General features: G+C 65.4%; 12 protein-coding genes, 1 other RNA gene and 1 pseudogene. 11 read left to right on the forward strand and 3 right to left on the reverse strand.

Annotation, left to right across the window (positions count from 1 at the left end; genetic code table 11):
• The first annotated feature begins 53 nt into the window (after positions 1-53).
• From ACVWWJ_RS04100 to ACVWWJ_RS04110, 3 genes are all read left to right on the forward strand, one after another.
• Positions 54-830: a TenA family transcriptional regulator gene (locus ACVWWJ_RS04100; protein WP_456966870.1), complete on the forward strand. Its 777-nt coding sequence runs from the start codon at positions 54-56 to the stop codon at positions 828-830.
• Positions 831-889: 59 nt separating this feature from the next.
• Entirely contained in the window at positions 890-3,634 is a 2,745-nt protein-coding gene (locus ACVWWJ_RS04105) for a putative bifunctional diguanylate cyclase/phosphodiesterase (RefSeq protein WP_456966871.1), read from the forward strand.
• 90 nt (positions 3,635-3,724) lie between these two features.
• The gene (locus ACVWWJ_RS04110; RefSeq protein ID WP_456966872.1) at positions 3,725-4,399 is read left to right on the forward strand and encodes an HAD family hydrolase; all 675 of its coding nucleotides are present in this window, start codon (positions 3,725-3,727) and stop codon (positions 4,397-4,399) included.
• Between the two features lie 39 nt (positions 4,400-4,438).
• On the opposite strand, the gene ACVWWJ_RS04115 is transcribed toward ACVWWJ_RS04110, so the two are convergent.
• The 3 genes from ACVWWJ_RS04115 to rsmI all read right to left on the reverse strand — a co-directional run bounded on the left by ACVWWJ_RS04115 (position 4,439) and on the right by rsmI (position 7,590).
• The gene (locus ACVWWJ_RS04115) at positions 4,439-4,813 is read right to left on the reverse strand and encodes a YraN family protein (protein ID WP_159890721.1); all 375 of its coding nucleotides are present in this window, start codon (positions 4,811-4,813) and stop codon (positions 4,439-4,441) included.
• Positions 4,814-4,842: 29 nt separating this feature from the next.
• Positions 4,843-6,648, reverse strand: a complete 1,806-nt coding sequence (locus tag ACVWWJ_RS04120; protein WP_456966873.1) for a penicillin-binding protein activator — start codon at positions 6,646-6,648, stop codon at positions 4,843-4,845.
• A 114-nt stretch (positions 6,649-6,762) separates the two neighbouring features.
• Positions 6,763-7,590, reverse strand: coding sequence for a 16S rRNA (cytidine(1402)-2'-O)-methyltransferase (rsmI, locus tag ACVWWJ_RS04125; RefSeq protein WP_159890717.1), 828 nt, complete (start codon positions 7,588-7,590; stop codon positions 6,763-6,765).
• Positions 7,591-7,712: 122 nt separating this feature from the next.
• Here rsmI and rnpB point away from each other — a divergent pair.
• The 8 genes and pseudogenes from rnpB (at position 7,713) to mraY (ending at position 15,815) form a co-directional block, all read left to right on the forward strand.
• Positions 7,713-8,079: RNase P RNA component class A (rnpB, locus tag ACVWWJ_RS04130), an RNA gene on the forward strand.
• A 320-nt stretch (positions 8,080-8,399) separates the two neighbouring features.
• Positions 8,400-8,846 (forward strand): division/cell wall cluster transcriptional repressor MraZ, encoded by a 447-nt coding sequence (mraZ, locus tag ACVWWJ_RS04135; RefSeq protein ID WP_159890808.1) that lies wholly within the window; start codon positions 8,400-8,402, stop codon positions 8,844-8,846.
• Between the two features lie 44 nt (positions 8,847-8,890).
• Entirely contained in the window at positions 8,891-9,817 is a 927-nt protein-coding gene (rsmH, locus tag ACVWWJ_RS04140) for a 16S rRNA (cytosine(1402)-N(4))-methyltransferase RsmH (protein ID WP_159890714.1), read from the forward strand.
• Positions 9,814-10,086, forward strand: a complete 273-nt coding sequence (ftsL, locus tag ACVWWJ_RS04145) for a cell division protein FtsL (protein ID WP_159890712.1) — start codon at positions 9,814-9,816, stop codon at positions 10,084-10,086. Before rsmH ends, ftsL begins: the two co-directional genes overlap by 4 nt.
• Positions 10,083-11,891 (forward strand): peptidoglycan D,D-transpeptidase FtsI family protein, encoded by a 1,809-nt coding sequence (locus ACVWWJ_RS04150; RefSeq protein WP_200851571.1) that lies wholly within the window; start codon positions 10,083-10,085, stop codon positions 11,889-11,891. Before ftsL ends, ACVWWJ_RS04150 begins: the two co-directional genes overlap by 4 nt.
• Positions 11,888-13,381 (forward strand): UDP-N-acetylmuramoyl-L-alanyl-D-glutamate--2,6-diaminopimelate ligase, encoded by a 1,494-nt coding sequence (locus ACVWWJ_RS04155; protein ID WP_456966874.1) that lies wholly within the window; start codon positions 11,888-11,890, stop codon positions 13,379-13,381. Before ACVWWJ_RS04150 ends, ACVWWJ_RS04155 begins: the two co-directional genes overlap by 4 nt.
• Positions 13,378-14,743: pseudogene (locus tag ACVWWJ_RS04160) on the forward strand (UDP-N-acetylmuramoyl-tripeptide--D-alanyl-D-alanine ligase). Before ACVWWJ_RS04155 ends, ACVWWJ_RS04160 begins: the two are co-directional and overlap by 4 nt.
• A complete protein-coding gene (gene mraY, locus ACVWWJ_RS04165) occupies positions 14,733-15,815 on the forward strand; it encodes a phospho-N-acetylmuramoyl-pentapeptide-transferase (RefSeq protein WP_456966875.1) in 1,083 nt (360 codons plus the stop codon). The pseudogene ACVWWJ_RS04160 and the gene mraY overlap by 11 nt, the downstream one beginning before the upstream one ends.
• The last annotated feature ends 3 nt before the right edge of the window (positions 15,816-15,818 follow it).

Below are 15,818 nucleotides of genomic sequence, written 5' to 3' on the forward strand. Positions count from 1 at the left end.
TCGCCCGGGCCTGCCTGGACATTCAATTGGCAGCAGAACCTAGGAAGATCATTATGAACGCACGTTTCGAACTCTCCGGCTCGCAGACCGACATCGCCAGCTATCCGCTCTGGGCTCAGGACATGGTGTCGTCCTGCGAGGACACGCGGCGCCAGATCGTCAGCCATGAGATGTGGTCGGCAATGATCGCCGCCACCCTCGACCCGGACACCACCCGCAACTTCATGATCGGCGTATGGCCCGTCATTGAGCGCTTCCCGGGCTACATGTCGCACAGCCTGCTGAAGACCCGTTACGGCCGCAGCGCGGGCGACGACCTTGCTCGCCGCTGGCTGGTGCGTAACATCCGGGTGGAACAGAATCACGCCGAGTACTGGCTGAACTGGGCGGAGAGCGCGGGGGTGTCCCGCGAGGACGTCCTCCGGGCCGAACCGGCCAAGGGCACGCAGGCGCTGGCGCAGTGGTGTGAAGAAGTCAGCCGGGACGATTCGCTTGCCGCGGGGATCGCCGCGACCAACTATGCCGTGGAAGGAGCCACGGGCGACTGGTCGCAGATTGTCTATGAAAGCGTGGCCTATGCGGAAAGCCTGCCGATTACGGGCCGCAAAGCCGGGCTGCGTTGGCTTCAGCTTCACGCCGCTTATGACGATACACATCCGTGGGAGGCGCTCGAAATCGTTTGCACCCTGCTGGGCACCAATCCACCGGTGGACCAGATCGAGCACATCCGGGAGTGCGTCCGTCGCAGTTACGTCAGCATGAGCATTACGCTGGATCGCTGCATGGATGCCACGGCTTCGATTCGCAAGTGGAACGAGGCAGCCGCGTAACTCGCAAGTTGGGCGTCATGTGGCGCACTATCACGACCGGATGAGGACCCGAGGGACCGATGCAACACGTTGAGGCCAGCCACCAATTGCCACTTTCGAGACGCCTCAGGCCACTGGCCTATGCGCTCGTCGCGGTCGTTGGCCTCGTCCTCGCCCTGACCTGGGTAGCGCTCCAGACGCAGGTGACTCTCGCCGGTTTTCTCAACGGCGAGAGTCTTTGGTCCAAAGCGCAGAAGCAGGCGGTCATCGATCTCGATGAATACGCCACGCACGGACGCCCCGCGGACCTTGCCGGTTTTCGGCGAAATTACAGTGTGTTGATGGCCGATCGCTGGGCGCGGGACGCCATCGCCAGCGGGGACTTCGTCCACGCCGATGTCTATGACGCCTTCGCCAGGGGCGGCGTGATTCCCGAGGCCATCCCGGGGATGGTCTTTATCTTCCAGTATTTTTCCGGCTTGCCGTACGTGCGCGAAGCGGTGAGCGAGTGGCGTTCGGTCGATGCCAGCCTGGTCGACCTGGCCGATACCGCCGACCGGCTCGATCGCGCTTATGCGGCAGGCACGCCGCCGACGGCGACCATCGATGCCGAACGTGCGCATATCGCCGCGCTCAATACGTATGTCGAACCGCGTGCCAAGGCCTTTTCGCTGGACATCGCCAATGGCGCCTCGTGGATCGGTCGGGTTCTCTTCTTCACGGTGTTCGGTGTCGCCACGCTCGCGTCGCTGTTATGGCTGCGCATGGCCGGGCGCATCGTCGCCACCATCCGCGGCACCGAGGAACGCTATAGCCTGCTGTTCGACAGCGCGGCCGACGCCATCTTCATGGTGGACGAGGAAAGCGGGCGAATCCTCGACGCCAATCGGCGCGCCGCCAGCTGGGTGGGCTGTTCGCGCGCCGACCTAACCGGCATCCAGCTCGCCAGCCTGTTCGTCGAGGGCTCGGACCACGCCGGTACCGGCGTGCTGCGCAACGCCGACGGCAGCAACCGTCCGGTGGAAACGCAGAGCAGCCTGGTCGTATGGGGTTCGCGGCAGGTCTGCCAGGCGATCGTTCGCGACATCTCCGATCGCGTGGCGATGGAGCAGGAACGCAAGATCGCCGCCGAAGCGCTCGCAAGTATCGCCGAGGGCGTGATCATCGCCGACGCCGATCGTCGCGTGACCACCGCGAACGCGGCCCATGCCAAGCTGACGGGTATCTCGTTGCAGGCCCTGCGCCGGACACGCTTCGACGCAACACGCACCTTGCCCGACGGCCGCCCGCTGCCTTCATCGTTATGGGAAGACATCGCCTCGGGCGACAACTGGCTGGGCGAAGTGGAGAGCCAGCGCGCCGATGGCAGTACGTATCCGGAGCTGATGAGCATCAGCACGATTCGTGACAGCGAAGGGCGTCCCCAGCACTATGTCGCCGTCGTCTCGGACATCACGGCGCGCAAGGCCGATCGCCAGCGACTGCAGCACATGGCCACGCACGATCCGCTCACCGGACTGGTCACTCGCGCCGAGTTCGAACGTCGCTGCGCCGAGGCCGTCACGCGTGCCGCGCACGAGCGCGGTGCGATCGCCGTGCTCTTCATCGACCTCGATGCCTTCAAGGTCGTCAACGACAGCTACAGCCATGCCACCGGCGATGCCCTGCTCATGCGTGTCGCCGAGCGTATCCGCGCACAGCTGACGCCGGACGATGTGGCAGGGCGGATTGGTGGCGATGAGTTCACCGTATTGCTCGCCGACCTTCGCTCTCGCGAAGAAGCCCTCGTCGTCGCGGAAGCCTTGCTCGCCGCACTGGCACGTCCCTTCGACCTGGGCGACTACGAGTTGTTCGTCAGCGCGAGCATCGGCATCGCGGGCTACCCGCTCGACGGCAACGACGCCGTTACCCTGATTGCGAACGCCGACGCGGCCATGTACGTGGCCAAGACGGAAGAGCGAAATGCCCTGCGCTTCTATACGCCGAAGATGCACGCGGATGCGCGGCGCCGCCTCAAGCTGGCTTCGGAGCTGCGGCACGCATTGACGCGGCGCGAGTTCCACCTGGTGTACCAACCCAGCGTGGAAATGAAGAGCGGCCGCATCGTCGCCGTCGAGGCATTGATTCGCTGGCGCCATCCCGAGCGTGGCAACGTCGGGCCAGACGAATTCATCCCGCTGGCCGAAAGTCTCGGCCTGATCCGCCAGATCGACGAGTGGGTGCTGGAGACAGCGTGCGAACAGCTGCGCGCCTGGGACGCTGCGCGGTTGCCGCCGTTGCGTCTGGCGGTGAATGTTTCTGCCGGCTCGTTCGGCCATCCGGATTTTCTTGCGGGCGTGAGCCAGGCCGTCCTGGCTACGGGTATCTCGCCCAAACGCCTGTTGATCGAGCTTACCGAGAGCGCGATCCTGCGCCTGGGCGAAGACACGGAGCGCGCCATGCTCGCCCTGCACAAGCTTGGCGTCGGCGTGGCGATCGACGACTTCGGCACGGGTTACTCCTCGCTGGCCTATCTGAAGTTGCCAGCGGTCGCCTACCTGAAGATCGACCGGTCCTTCGTCACCGGCTTGCCCACCAACGGGAACGACGTCGCGATTACCGAGGCCATGGTGGCGATTGCCCGCAGCCTGGACCTTCATACGATCGCCGAAGGTATCGAGACCGAGGCCCAGCACGACTTCCTGCTGCGTGCCGGTTGTCAGGAGGGGCAGGGCTTCCTCTATTCGCGTCCGCTGCCACCGGACGAGATCGAGCGCCTTCTGGCGCCGAATTCGAAGACGAGTAGCGGTACCCGGCTCTCCCTGGTTCCCCCGCGCCGGGCGTAAGCGGTTCGCTCATACAAGATATCGGCTGGCCCTTCGGTCCACGATGAGCATCCCCATATAACCGGGACGTTACCCGTGCAAGGATCCACCGTGTCCACCCGTGACTCCATTGTTTTCCTCTTCGATGTCGACAACACCCTGATCGACAACGACCGGTTCAGTGCCGACCTCGCCGCGCGCCTCGTGCGTGATTTTGGTGAAGAAGGGCATGCCCGCTATAACGCGATCGACAAGGAGATCCGTGGCCAGGTCGGCTACGCGGACTACCTCGGCGTGCTGCAGCGACTCCGTGGCCAGGACAGCAGCCTGGCTTTCATGGAGATGTCGTTTTTCCTTTTGGACTACCCCTTCGACGAACGCCGTTTTCCTGGTGTGATCGAGGCGATCGACCACCTGCGCACGCTGGGCCGGCCGGTCATCATGTCCGACGGCGACACCGTGTTCCAGCCGCGCAAGATCCGTCGCGCCGGTCTGTGGGATGCATTCCGCGAGGACGTACTGATCTACGTGCACAAGGAAGACATGCTCGATGACATGCAGAAGCGCTATCCGGCCGATCACTACGTCATGGTCGACGACAAGCCGCGCATTCTCGTGGCGCTGAAGAAGCTGCTTGGCGACAAGGTCACAACGGTGTTCGTCAAGCAGGGCCACTACGCGGCTGCCGCAGGCGCTGACCTCATCGAGACGCCTCCGGACATCACGATCGATTCCGTCGGCGAACTGGCAAGCATGAGCCGCGAAGCCTTCCTCATAACGACCTGACGCCGTTGTTTTTGTAGGAGTGCGGCGATGAACTGGGGGCTACGCGGCATCGAACGCCGCGCGCACCCACTCGACGGACTCGCCCTCGAACGCCAGCACATCGAACCGGCAAGGCCTTCGCGCATCGTGTGGATGCCATGCCAGCCATAGATGCGCTGCGCTGATCAGCTTTCGTCGCTTTGCCATGGTCACCGAGCCCAACGCTCCGCCGTACGCCGCGTTGCTCCGATAGCGAACCTCCACGAAAACGAGTGTCTCGCCATCCCGCATGACGAGGTCGATCTCGCCGTGGCGGCAGAGAAAGTTGGCGCGAACGAGGCGCAAACCCTGTGCCTGCAGAAACGATAACGCCGCGCCCTCGAAGTGATCTCCGGTGGCGCGGCGCTCGGTAGTTTTCTTCGTTGTAGCGGTCACGCGGCACTCCCTGGCCGCGCCGGCGGGAATCAGCCGCCGCCGCTTTCCACGTTCGGGGCCGTTGCCGGCGCTTCGAGTTCGAGGCTACCCGCGACCGGGTGGGCCACGCCGTCGGTGAAGCGCGCCCAGATGAGTACGCGTCGCACGCGTCCGAACTCGTCCGCCACCAACTGGCCGGTGGCGCCGGGCAGATAGCTGCCGGGATGACCACGCATCCAGTCGATGTACGGCACCAGGCCCCACGCATCCATACCGAAGGCGAACAGGCGTGCGGCCACGCCCTTGGTCGAGGGAAGCGCGGAAGAGAGGTCGGTCCGGCGTGGCAGGCCGGGCTGCGCGTCGAACAGCCAGGGCGCATCGCAGAACTCCACCCCTTCAAGATCGCGATCGGCCGTGGCGTCGTCGCCGCCGCTATAGACATGCGAGGTGGCGAACACCGGCAAGGTGATCTTTGCCAGGCGCAGCTGTGGCAGGAGCAGGCGTGCCTGCTGCGGCTTCATGCTGATGAAGACGCCGCTGGTAGCGGGATCCTGGTCGGCCGGGGGCGCGGAAAGCTGGGAAGCGAAATCGATGCTCGCCGAATCCAGCGTGGCCTGGCTGGTCACGGTGCCACCGCGCGCCTGCCACTCGGCCTTGAAGGCGTTGCCTGCCCGGCGGGCGAAGTCGTCGGTCGAGACGACGACGATGGCGGTAGTCATGCCGCGATCGGCCATGTGGTCGGCGACCTGGGCACCTTCGGTTTCAGGCAACAAGCCGAACTCGTTCGCGCCGGCCGGCGGCAGGTTCTTGTTGTCGTTGGGATAGTTCAGCGTGAGCATCGGCGCGGGCAGGGCGCCCTTGGCGAAGATGGCGGTCACCCCATCCCGGTTGAGCGGGCCCACCACGAAGCGCGCACCGTCGGCCACCGCCTTGTCATAGGCGGCGACGGCGTGCGCGGCATCGTTGCCGGCGTCGTAGACGACGACTTCCGGGCGAGGGGCATTGGTATGTGCCGCTTCGATGTAGTTGGCGAAGAAGCCATCGCGAATGGCGGCGCCCGCGCCGGCAAGCGGGCCACTGAGCGGCAGCAGGAGGGCGACCTTGGTCGGCACCTTGTAGCCCTCGCGAACGCCTTTGTCGCCGGTGACTGTGCCCACGGCCTGGTCCAGCACGGCGGGGGACCGGTTGACGCTGCCCAGCTGGCTCTGCGCCTCTACCACCCATGGACGCATCGGATCGTTGCCCTGCAGCGCGCCGCCGCGTTCGGCCAGCGGCTGCGCGCCCATGCCCGTCAGGAGCGCGAGGATTTCCCTGCGGTTCTGCTCACGATCCAGACCATGCAGTTGGCTGTCCAGCTCCACACGTGTCTGCGCCGCGCTCCAGGGATCGTTGGACGCGGCCTGTGCGCGGGCACGCAGTTCGGAGAGACGCTGTTCGACCTGGGGCGACACGCGCGACGACGGCTTGCCCGTGTAGGAAAGGGCCGCGGCCGGATCGTTGTTCTTGAGGGCGATCTCGGCGCGCAAGGCATCGAAGCGCAGCGCGTCCTCGCCTTCCAGGTGGGAGCGACGGATATCGGCGACGACGGGCGCCGCGCGGTCGAGCGCGCCCTCCTGACGATACGCCTCGCCGGCGAGCAGCTTGTAGTAGTCGCGATGCGCCGGATCCTGGCCCGCCAATGCGAGATACGCCTGCGCGGCCTGGTCGAACTGGCCCTTGGTGTAGAGCGCCTGCGCCGCCTGCGTGGCTTCGCCCGACGGGGCGGAGCTGTGTTGGCTCACGCCGCCCGGGGTCACGCAGCCGGCGAGGCCAGCGCAAAGCAGGAGGCTGAGTGAGGTGGCGCGGATCGGTCGCATCGCAATATTCCTTGGGCAGCACGGTGGCGCCGCTCAGGCGCCGAAACGTCCGGATCATAGCCCATCGCTTTGCGAGGCCGGTGTGAGGCGGACCCGACGACGGGCATCGGGCGATCAACTGCCGTACAAGGCCTTGCGAGGCGCCCCGGTGATCGCGGCGGCCATCTTCGCGGCCTTGGCCGGCGAAAGTTCTTCCTTGAGGATAGCGAAGACGCGCAGTCCCTCGGCCAGTCGTTCGTCCTCACCTTCCTCGCGGCCGGCGACCATCACCACGAACTCGCCCTTCTGCTGGTTGGGGTCGGCCGTAACCCGCTCGACCAGACTGGCCAGCGCACCGTCGAGCACGGTCTCGAACATCTTGGTCAGCTCCCGGGCGACCACGGCCTCGCGATCGGCGCCGAAGGCCTCGCGCATGTCTTCGAGGGATTCGACGATGCGATGGGACGATTCATAGAAGATGAGCGTGCGCGTTTCGCCGGCCAGTTCGCCCAGGCGCGCGCGACGTGCGCCGGTCTTGGAGGAGAGGAAACCTTCGAAGATGAAGCGGTCGCTGGGCAGGCCGGCTACCGACAGGGCGGCGATCACGGCACTGGCGCCGGGTACGGGACTCACCCGGAGGCCGGCCGCGCGCACCGCGCGCACCAGCCGGAAGCCCGGGTCGCTGATCAGGGGGGTGCCGGCATCCGAGACCAGGGCAACGTCGTCGCCGCCGCGCATGCGCTCGACCAGCCCATCCACCGCCGTGCGCTCGTTATGGTCGTGCAGGGCGACGAGAGGCGTGTCGATGCCCAGATGCTGCAGCAGGGGACGCGTATGCCGGGTGTCCTCGGCCGCGATCACCTTCACCCGTCGCAGCGTCTCGATGGCGCGCGCACTGATGTCGTCGCGATGGCCGATAGGCGTCGCGACCACATGGAGCATGCCGGGGCGGGAGAGGGACATCAGCGGAATCCAGTGGGCGGCTGGACATTCTACGGTGCTGGCCACCTTCCGCTGTCTCCCCGTGGGAGCCGATTCATCGGCGACGCTCTTCTTCATGGGCTCCCACATGTACAATTGGAATTGGAGTCGGCCGGACAGTCGCGTCACGCCTTCGGGCGTATCGAGGAAAGTCCGGGCTCCATAGGGCAGGGTGCCAGGTAACGCCTGGGCAGCGTGAGCTGACGGCCAGTGCAACAGAGAGCAGACCGCCGATGGCCCCGCAAGGGGATCAGGTAAGGGTGAAAGGGTGCGGTAAGAGCGCACCGCGTGCGGGGCTAACGTCGCACGGCACGGTAAACCCCACCCGGAGCAAGACCAAATAAGGGAACTATGACGCGGCCCGCGTCGTTCCCGGGTAGGTTGCTAGAGCCTGGCGGTGACGCCAGGTCGAGAAGAATGACTGTCACGTCGCAAGACGAACAGAACCCGGCTTACAGGCCGACTCCTTTTCTTCCAGGCATCGCGGCGCCGTCTTACGACGGCGCCGCTTTGTTTGATAGGACCTGCAGGAGCCGTGGTTGTCGCATGAACGTGAGTTCAGTCACACATTGGAATTCCCATTTGTGGGCCCCCTGAATCACCGAGTCAGAACATAAAAAACCTCAACGATTCAACCACCTTCCGCCCCTTCCTCAGAAACGGCTGGAATTAGTGATGAACGTGAGCTTTCTCCTTGATTCACAAGAAAAATTTCCTTGACAGTCTCAGGACCCGAGACTATCGTGGGCCCCAGTGTGAAATCGTGGGATTTGGTGGGGCGACCAACGAATATGTTCCAAGGTGAGACAGCCATCACGATCGACGACAAGGGTCGTCTGACGATTCCGACCTCGTATCGGGATCTGGTGGCCGACGCCTGCGCGAACCGTCTGGTCGTCGCTTACAACCCCTTCGATACCGGTTGCCTCTGGATCTTTCCGTACGCGGAATGGGAACAGGTGCGTGACCAGGTCAACGCGCTGCCCAGCGTCAAGGCCGTGCACCGGGCTTTGCAGATGAAACTGGTGGGTGCTGCGGCCATCGTCGAGCCCGACGGGGCGGCCCGCATCCTCCTTCCATCGAGTCAACGCTCGGCGGCTGGCATAGAAAAAAAGGCCGTCCTCCTCGGCATGGGCAACAAGTTCGAGCTTTGGAGCGAACAGGCCCACCTCGCCAAGATCCGGCAAACGATCGGCGAGGACGAGATCAGCGACGACATGGCGGAACTACGGTTGTGACGAACTAATTCGAGGTCTTGGTGAAACGGGAGCGGGATGTGGCGATGGCGGGGCGCGATGTGCACATCCCTGTGATGCTCGACGAAGCGGTGGAGGGCCTCGCCTTGCGCGAGAACGGGCGCTATCTGGATGGAACGTTTGGCCGCGGCGGTCACGCCCGCGCCATCCTTGCACGCCTGTCGGCCGATGGCCGCCTGTTCCTGATGGACCGCGATCCCTCGGCGATCGCCGTGGCCGAAGCCGGTCTCGCAACCGACCCCCGTGTCGCCCTGCGCCACGAGAACTTCGCCACCATGGCCGAGTGGTCCGCGCTCGAGGGTGGCCTTGACGGCATCCTTCTCGATCTCGGCGTGTCGTCCCCCCAACTCGACGATCGCAGCCGCGGCTTCAGCTTCATGGCCGATGCGCCGCTGGACATGCGCATGGACACCACGCGCGGCATCAGCGCAGCCGACTTCCTGGCCGAGGCCGACGAGGTCGAGATCGCCGACGTGCTCTGGCGCTTCGGCGAGGAGCGCTTCAGCCGTCGCATCGCCAAGGTCATCGTCGAACGCCGCGCCACCGCCCCGATCACCCGCACCGCCGAGCTGGCCGATCTCGTCGCGGGCTGTGTCGGTCGTCGTGAGCCCGGCAAGAATCCCGCGACGCGTACCTTTCAGGCGCTACGCATCCGGGTGAACGCCGAACTCGAATCCGTCGAGCGTGGCCTCGAGGCCGCCCTCGACCTGCTCAAGGTCGGTGGCCGTCTCGCTGTGATCAGCTTCCACTCGCTGGAAGATCGCACGGTGAAGCAGTTCATCCGTTCGCACGAAGGCCGGGTGCAGGGCACGCGCCGTGGGCCGCCGCCCACCGCCGCGAACCCGACCCGCCTCAAGCCGGTTGGCAAGGCCATCTTTCCGTCCGATGCCGAAGTAGCCGCGAATCCGCGTTCGCGTTCCGCCGTGTTGCGCGTTGCGGAGAAACTCGCATGAAGGTGTTCGGCGCCATCTGCCTCTCGATCCTGCTGCTGGCGGTCCTCGCCAGCGCGATCGGTGTGGTGTGGACGCGCCACGAGAGCCGGGTGCTCTTTGTCGAGCTCTCGCGCATGCAGAGCCAGAAGGACGACCTCGGCGTCGAATACGGTCGTCTCGAGCTCGAGCAGGCCACCTACGCCGAGCCCAGCCGCATCGATGCGGAAGCGCGCGCCAAGCTCGGCATGGTGACGCCGAGGCCGCAGGACATCCAGTTGGTGCGTCGATGAAGGCGCGCTACGGCAAGCCGGTCGTGCCGAGCCGCCGCCGCGGCCAGGGCCCGAGCCCACGCAAGCGCATGACCGTGATCGTCGCGCTGCTGTGCGTCTGCGCCTCGGGTCTGCTCGTCCGCGCGTTCGACCTGCAGGTGGTCCGCAAGCAGTTCTACCAGGACCAGGGCGACGCCCGCTTCCTGCGCGAGATGCCGATCGCCGTTTCGCGCGGCACCATCTTCGATCGCAACGGTGAGCCGCTGGCGGTGTCGACGCCGGTCGCCTCGATCTGGGCGAACCCGCCGGAAGTGCTGGAAAACGAAGACCGCATCCCCGAGCTGGCCAAGGCCTTGCACGTCGATGCGGAGGACCTGAAGCAGAAAATTGCCGCGCGCGCCGACAAGGAATTCATGTATATCGCCCGCCAGCTGCGTCCGGAGGACGCGCAGGCGATCGTCGACCTGAAGATCCCGGGCATCGCCTCGCAGCGTGAGTACCGTCGTTATTACCCGTCGGGTGCAGTGAACAGCCATATCCTCGGTTTCACCAACATCGACGACCACGGCCAGGAAGGCCTGGAGCTGGCTTTCGATGAGTGGCTGGCCGGCAAGCCGGGTGCGAAGCGCGTCATCCGCGATCGCATGGGGCACGTGGTCGAAGACGTGGAACTGGTGCGCGAGCCGCAGCCGGGCCGTGACCTCACGCTGTCGATCGATCGCCGCGTCCAGTACCTGGCGTACAGCGCGCTTAAAGACGCACTCGAGAAGAACAAGGCCGACTCCGGCTCCATCGTCGTCATGGACGTTCACACGGGCGAAGTGCTCGGCATGGCCAACCTGCCGACCTTCAATCCGAATGCCGTGCGTGGCAGCACGCCGAACGATCGTCGCAACCGCGCGCTGACCGACGTGGTCGAGCCGGGTTCGACGATGAAGGCGTTCACCATGGCGGCAGCCCTCACCAGCGGCAAGTACACGCCCACCTCGCCAATGATCGAGACATCGCCCGGCACCTGGATGATGGGTGGGCACCCGGTACGCGACACGCACAACTGGGGCACGCTCACCCCGACCGGCGTGATCACCAAGTCGTCCAACGTCGGCGCGGCCAAGATCGCCATGACCCTCGACACCGAGTTCCTCTACTCGATGTGGAAGTCGTTCGGCATCGGCAGCAGCACGGGCAGTGGTTTCCCGGGTGAAGCCGCCGGCTACCTGCCTGTCAGCCGCACGTGGAAGCCGATCGAAAAGTCGCGCATGGCGTACGGCTACAACCTCAGCGTGACGCCGCTGCAGCTGGCGACCGGCTATGCGGCGATCGCCAACGGCGGTGCCTTGCGCTCGCCCAGCTTCATCAAGGGTGCCGACAACCCGCCGAACCAGATCATCACGCCGGAAGTGGCGCACCAGCTCGTGCGGATGCTCGAGACCGTGCTGCAGCCCGGCGGCACCGGTTTCGGTTTCGCTTCGGTGGCCAATTACAGCGTGGCTGGCAAGACGGGTACGTCGCACAAGTTCTCCGTGGGCGGCTACTACGCGAAGAACTACATCTCGCTCTTCGTTGGCATGATCCCGGCCAGCGCGCCGCGCATCGTCACCGTGGTCGTGATCAACGATCCGCAAGGTGGCCACTATTACGGCGGCTCCGTCGCTGGCCCGGCGTTCGCCCAGGTGATGCAGGGCGCGGTGCGCCTGCTCGACATTCCACCGGACAACGTCGGTCGCTGGTACGTCGGCGGCCCGAGCGTCGGTGGCCTGATCGGTACGTCGAATGCGCCGCCGCCCGCGGCGGACGACAGCGCGGCGGAAGAGGTGGTCCCATGACCATGCCTCTGGCCGAGCTCCTCCATGGTTTCGTCGAAGCGTCAGCGGCCGGCGAACTCGTCGTTTCGGGCCTGTCACTCGACTCCCGCGAGATCGTCGAAGGCAATGCGTTCGTCGCGCTGCGCGGCGGCAAGGGTCACGGCATCGACTTCGCGGCAAAGGCTGTCGGGCAGGGCGCCAGCGTGATCCTTGCCGAGCCGCCCTTCACTGCGGTCGATGCGGGCGTGCCCGTGATTTCCGTCGAAAAGCTGCGCGAAAAAACCGGCGCGATCGCCGGGCGGTTCTTCGGTGAGCCGTCGATGGCCCTCGAGCTGATCGGCGTGACCGGAACCAACGGCAAGACCTCGACGGTGCAGCTCATTGCGCAGGCACTGGCTTTCCTCGGCCGCAAGCCGGCCACGGTCGGCACCCTCGGCGCCGGCATGCATGGCGCGGTGGTAGAAGGCGAGCGCACGACACCGGATGCGATCAGCATGCAGGCTTTGCTCGCGGGTTTCCGCGACGCCGGTGCATCGCACGTCGCGATGGAGGTTTCCTCGCATGCCCTGGAACAGGGCCGGGTGAACGCCCTGGCTTTCGACGTCGCCGTGTTCACCAACCTCACCCGCGATCATCTTGACTACCACGGCACCATGGAAGCCTACGGTGCCGCCAAAGCGAAGCTGTTCGGCTTCGACGGCCTGCGTGCCGCCGTGATCAACATCGACGACCCGTTTGGCGCGAAGCTGGTCAAGGGCCTTGGCGAAGGCATCGCGAAGCTGCGCACGACCATGGCTGGCGAGAGCACGGATAAGGACGCCGAGGTCCGCGCCGACATCATCGTGACGTCAGCAAAAGGCCTGTCGTTCAACCTGAATACCCCGTGGGGCATGCGCACCGTGCGCAGTGCGCTGCTCGGTCGCTTCAACGTCGCCAACCTGCTTGCCGTCGCTGCCGTACTCGGCGCGCTGGGTGAGCCGTTCGACCGTATCCATGCCGCGCTCGAAGCGCTCGAGCCGGTCAACGGCCGCATGAGCCGCCTTGGCGGGGACGGTCGCAAACCGCTCGTCGTGGTCGATTACTCGCATACACCGGACGCGCTCAAGCAGGCCTTGCTGGCACTTCGCTCGCATACCAAGGGCAAGCTGATCTGCGTCTTCGGCGCCGGTGGCGATCGCGACCAGGGCAAGCGCCCGATCATGGCCGGTATCGCCGAGCGCCTGGCCGATGTGGTCATCGTTACGGACGACAATCCACGCACGGAAGACGGTGACACCATCGTCGCCCAGATCATGGAAGGCTTCGCGCACCGTGACACCATTCGGGTCGAGCGCGATCGCGCGCAGGCCATCGCCCTGGCCCTGGCCGATGCGAAAGCCGACGATGTCGTGCTGATCGCGGGCAAGGGTCACGAAACCTACCAGGAAGGTCCGCAGGGCAAGTTGCCCTTCGACGACCTCGCCATCGCCCGAGAGACGATGGCCAAAAGCACCAAGGGAGTCCGCGCATGATGCGCCTGTCCGCCGTCGCCCTCTGGACCCAAGGCCGCCTGCATGGCGCCGACGTCGAGGTCACCGGCTTTTCCATCGATACGCGCAGCCTGAACGCCGGCGACCTCTTCGTCGCGCTGCCGGGTGAGCGCGTGGATGCCCATGACTTCGTCGCCGCCGCTGCAGAGCGCGGTGCCGTGGCCGCGTTGGTGACGCGTCCGGTCGATGTCGCCATTCCGCAGGTGATCGTCGACGATACGCAGAAAGCGCTCGGTGATCTCGCCAGCGCCGTGCGCGCGGCGACGCGGGTCCGCGTGGTGGGCATCACCGGTTCCAATGGCAAGACCACGGTGAAGACGCTGACCGCGTCCATCCTGTCTCGCCACGGCCGCACGCACGTCAATGCCGGCAACTTCAACAATGAAATCGGCATGCCGCTGACCCTGCTGGCGATGCCGGCGGACACGCAGTACCTCGTGCTGGAGATGGGGGCCGGCAAGCCGGGCGACATCGACTACCTGGCTGCCATTGCACGGCCCGATATCGGCCTCGTCAATTCCATCGCGCCCGCGCATCTTGAGCGGATGGGCACGATCGAAGGCGTCGCCGAAACCAAGGGCGCGCTCTACCAGTCGCTCCCCGTCGACGGCGTCGCGGTCATTTAACGCCGACGACACGCGTTTCGCGGGTTACTTCGCGAACCTCGCCGGCACGCGGACGATTCTTCGCTACGGCCTCGAGCACCGTGCCGACATCGGTGCGGACATCGTCGAAGAGCGGATCGACGGCACGCACTTCGTCCTGTCCACGCCCCACGGCGACGGCGACGTGCACCTGCCGATGGCCGGCCGCCACAATGTCGCGAATGCGCTGGCCGCGGCCGCTATCGCGACAGCGCTCGGTGTGCCGGTCGAGGTCATCGTCGAGGGCCTCGAGCAGGTGCCGCGCGTTGCAGGTCGGCTGAATCTCGAAGCGATGCCAGGCAACTGGACGCTTATCGACGACAGCTACAACGCAAATCCAGGCTCAGCCGCTGCCGCCATCGACACCTTGTCGCTGGCGCGTGGCGAGCGCTGGTTGATCCTCGGTGACATGGCCGAGCTCGGGGCGGACACGATCAAGCTCCACGCCGGTATCGGCAAGCTGGCTCACGAGCGCGGCATCGAGCGGCTGCTTGCCACCGGGATCAAGTCGGCGGCGGCGGTCGAGGCCTTCGGGCCGGGCGCGCAGCATTTCGCCACGCAGGATGCGCTTATCGAGGCTGCCTGCACGCAGATCCACGAGGGTGTTACCTGCCTCGTGAAGGGGTCACGTTCGTCCGGCATGGACCGGGTCGTGGCGGCAATGAAGAAACACGCTGAAGGAGCATCCGATGCTGCTTGAACTGGCGGAATGGATGGCTCGGCACTTCACGTCGCTGCATCTTTTCCAGTACATCACTTTCCGCGCGATCATGGCGGCGCTCACCGCGCTGGCCGTGTCGCTGCTGCTCGGCCCGGCGCTGATCCGCAAGCTGGCTGCGCTGAAGGCGGGGCAGGTGGTGCGCAGTGACGGCCCGCAGACCCATTTGTCCAAGGCCGGCACGCCGACCATGGGCGGCACGCTCATTCTGTTCGCCATCGGCATCTCCACCCTGCTATGGGCCGATCTCGGCAACCGCTACATCTGGGTGGTGCTGCTGGTCACGCTCGCATTCGGTGTCATCGGTTTCTACGACGACTACCGCAAGCTGGTGCTCAAGGACAGCCGCGGCCTCGCCAGTCGCTGGAAATATTTCTGGCAGTCGGTGTTCGGCCTCGCCGCCGCCGTCTTCCTCTACCAGACCCACCAGGCGCCGGCTGAAATCGCCCTGTACGTGCCCCTGTTCAAGCAGGTGGCGGTGCCGCTCGGCCTGTTCTTCGTGGTGATCGGTTATTTCATCATCGTCGGATTCTCCAACGCGGTGAACCTCACCGACGGCCTCGACGGTCTGGCGATCATGCCGAGCGTGCTGGTTTCCGGCGCGCTGGGCATCTTCGCCTACCTCGCCGGCAACAAGCTGTTCTCCGAATACCTCGGTATCCCGGCCATTCCCGGCGCCGGCGAGCTGGCGATCTTCTGCAGCGCGCTGTCCGGTGCGGGCCTCGGCTTCCTCTGGTTCAACACCTACCCGGCCCAGGTCTTCATGGGTGACGTGGGCGCGCTGGCCATCGGCGCCGCGCTGGGTTGCGTGGCATTGATCGTCCGCCAGGAAATCGTGTTGATCGTGATGGGTGGCGTGTTCGTCATGGAGACCGCCTCGGTGATGCTGCAGGTCGCCAGCTTCAAGCTGCGCGGCAAGCGCATCTTCCGCATGGCGCCGATCCATCATCACTTCGAATTGAAAGGCTGGCCGGAACCCCGCGTCATTGTTCGTTTCTGGATCATCAGCGTCGTGCTGGTGCTCATCGGTCTTGCCACGTTGAAGGTGCGCTGAGAA

The sequence above is a fragment of the Luteibacter sp. HA06 genome, from assembly GCF_054061215.1.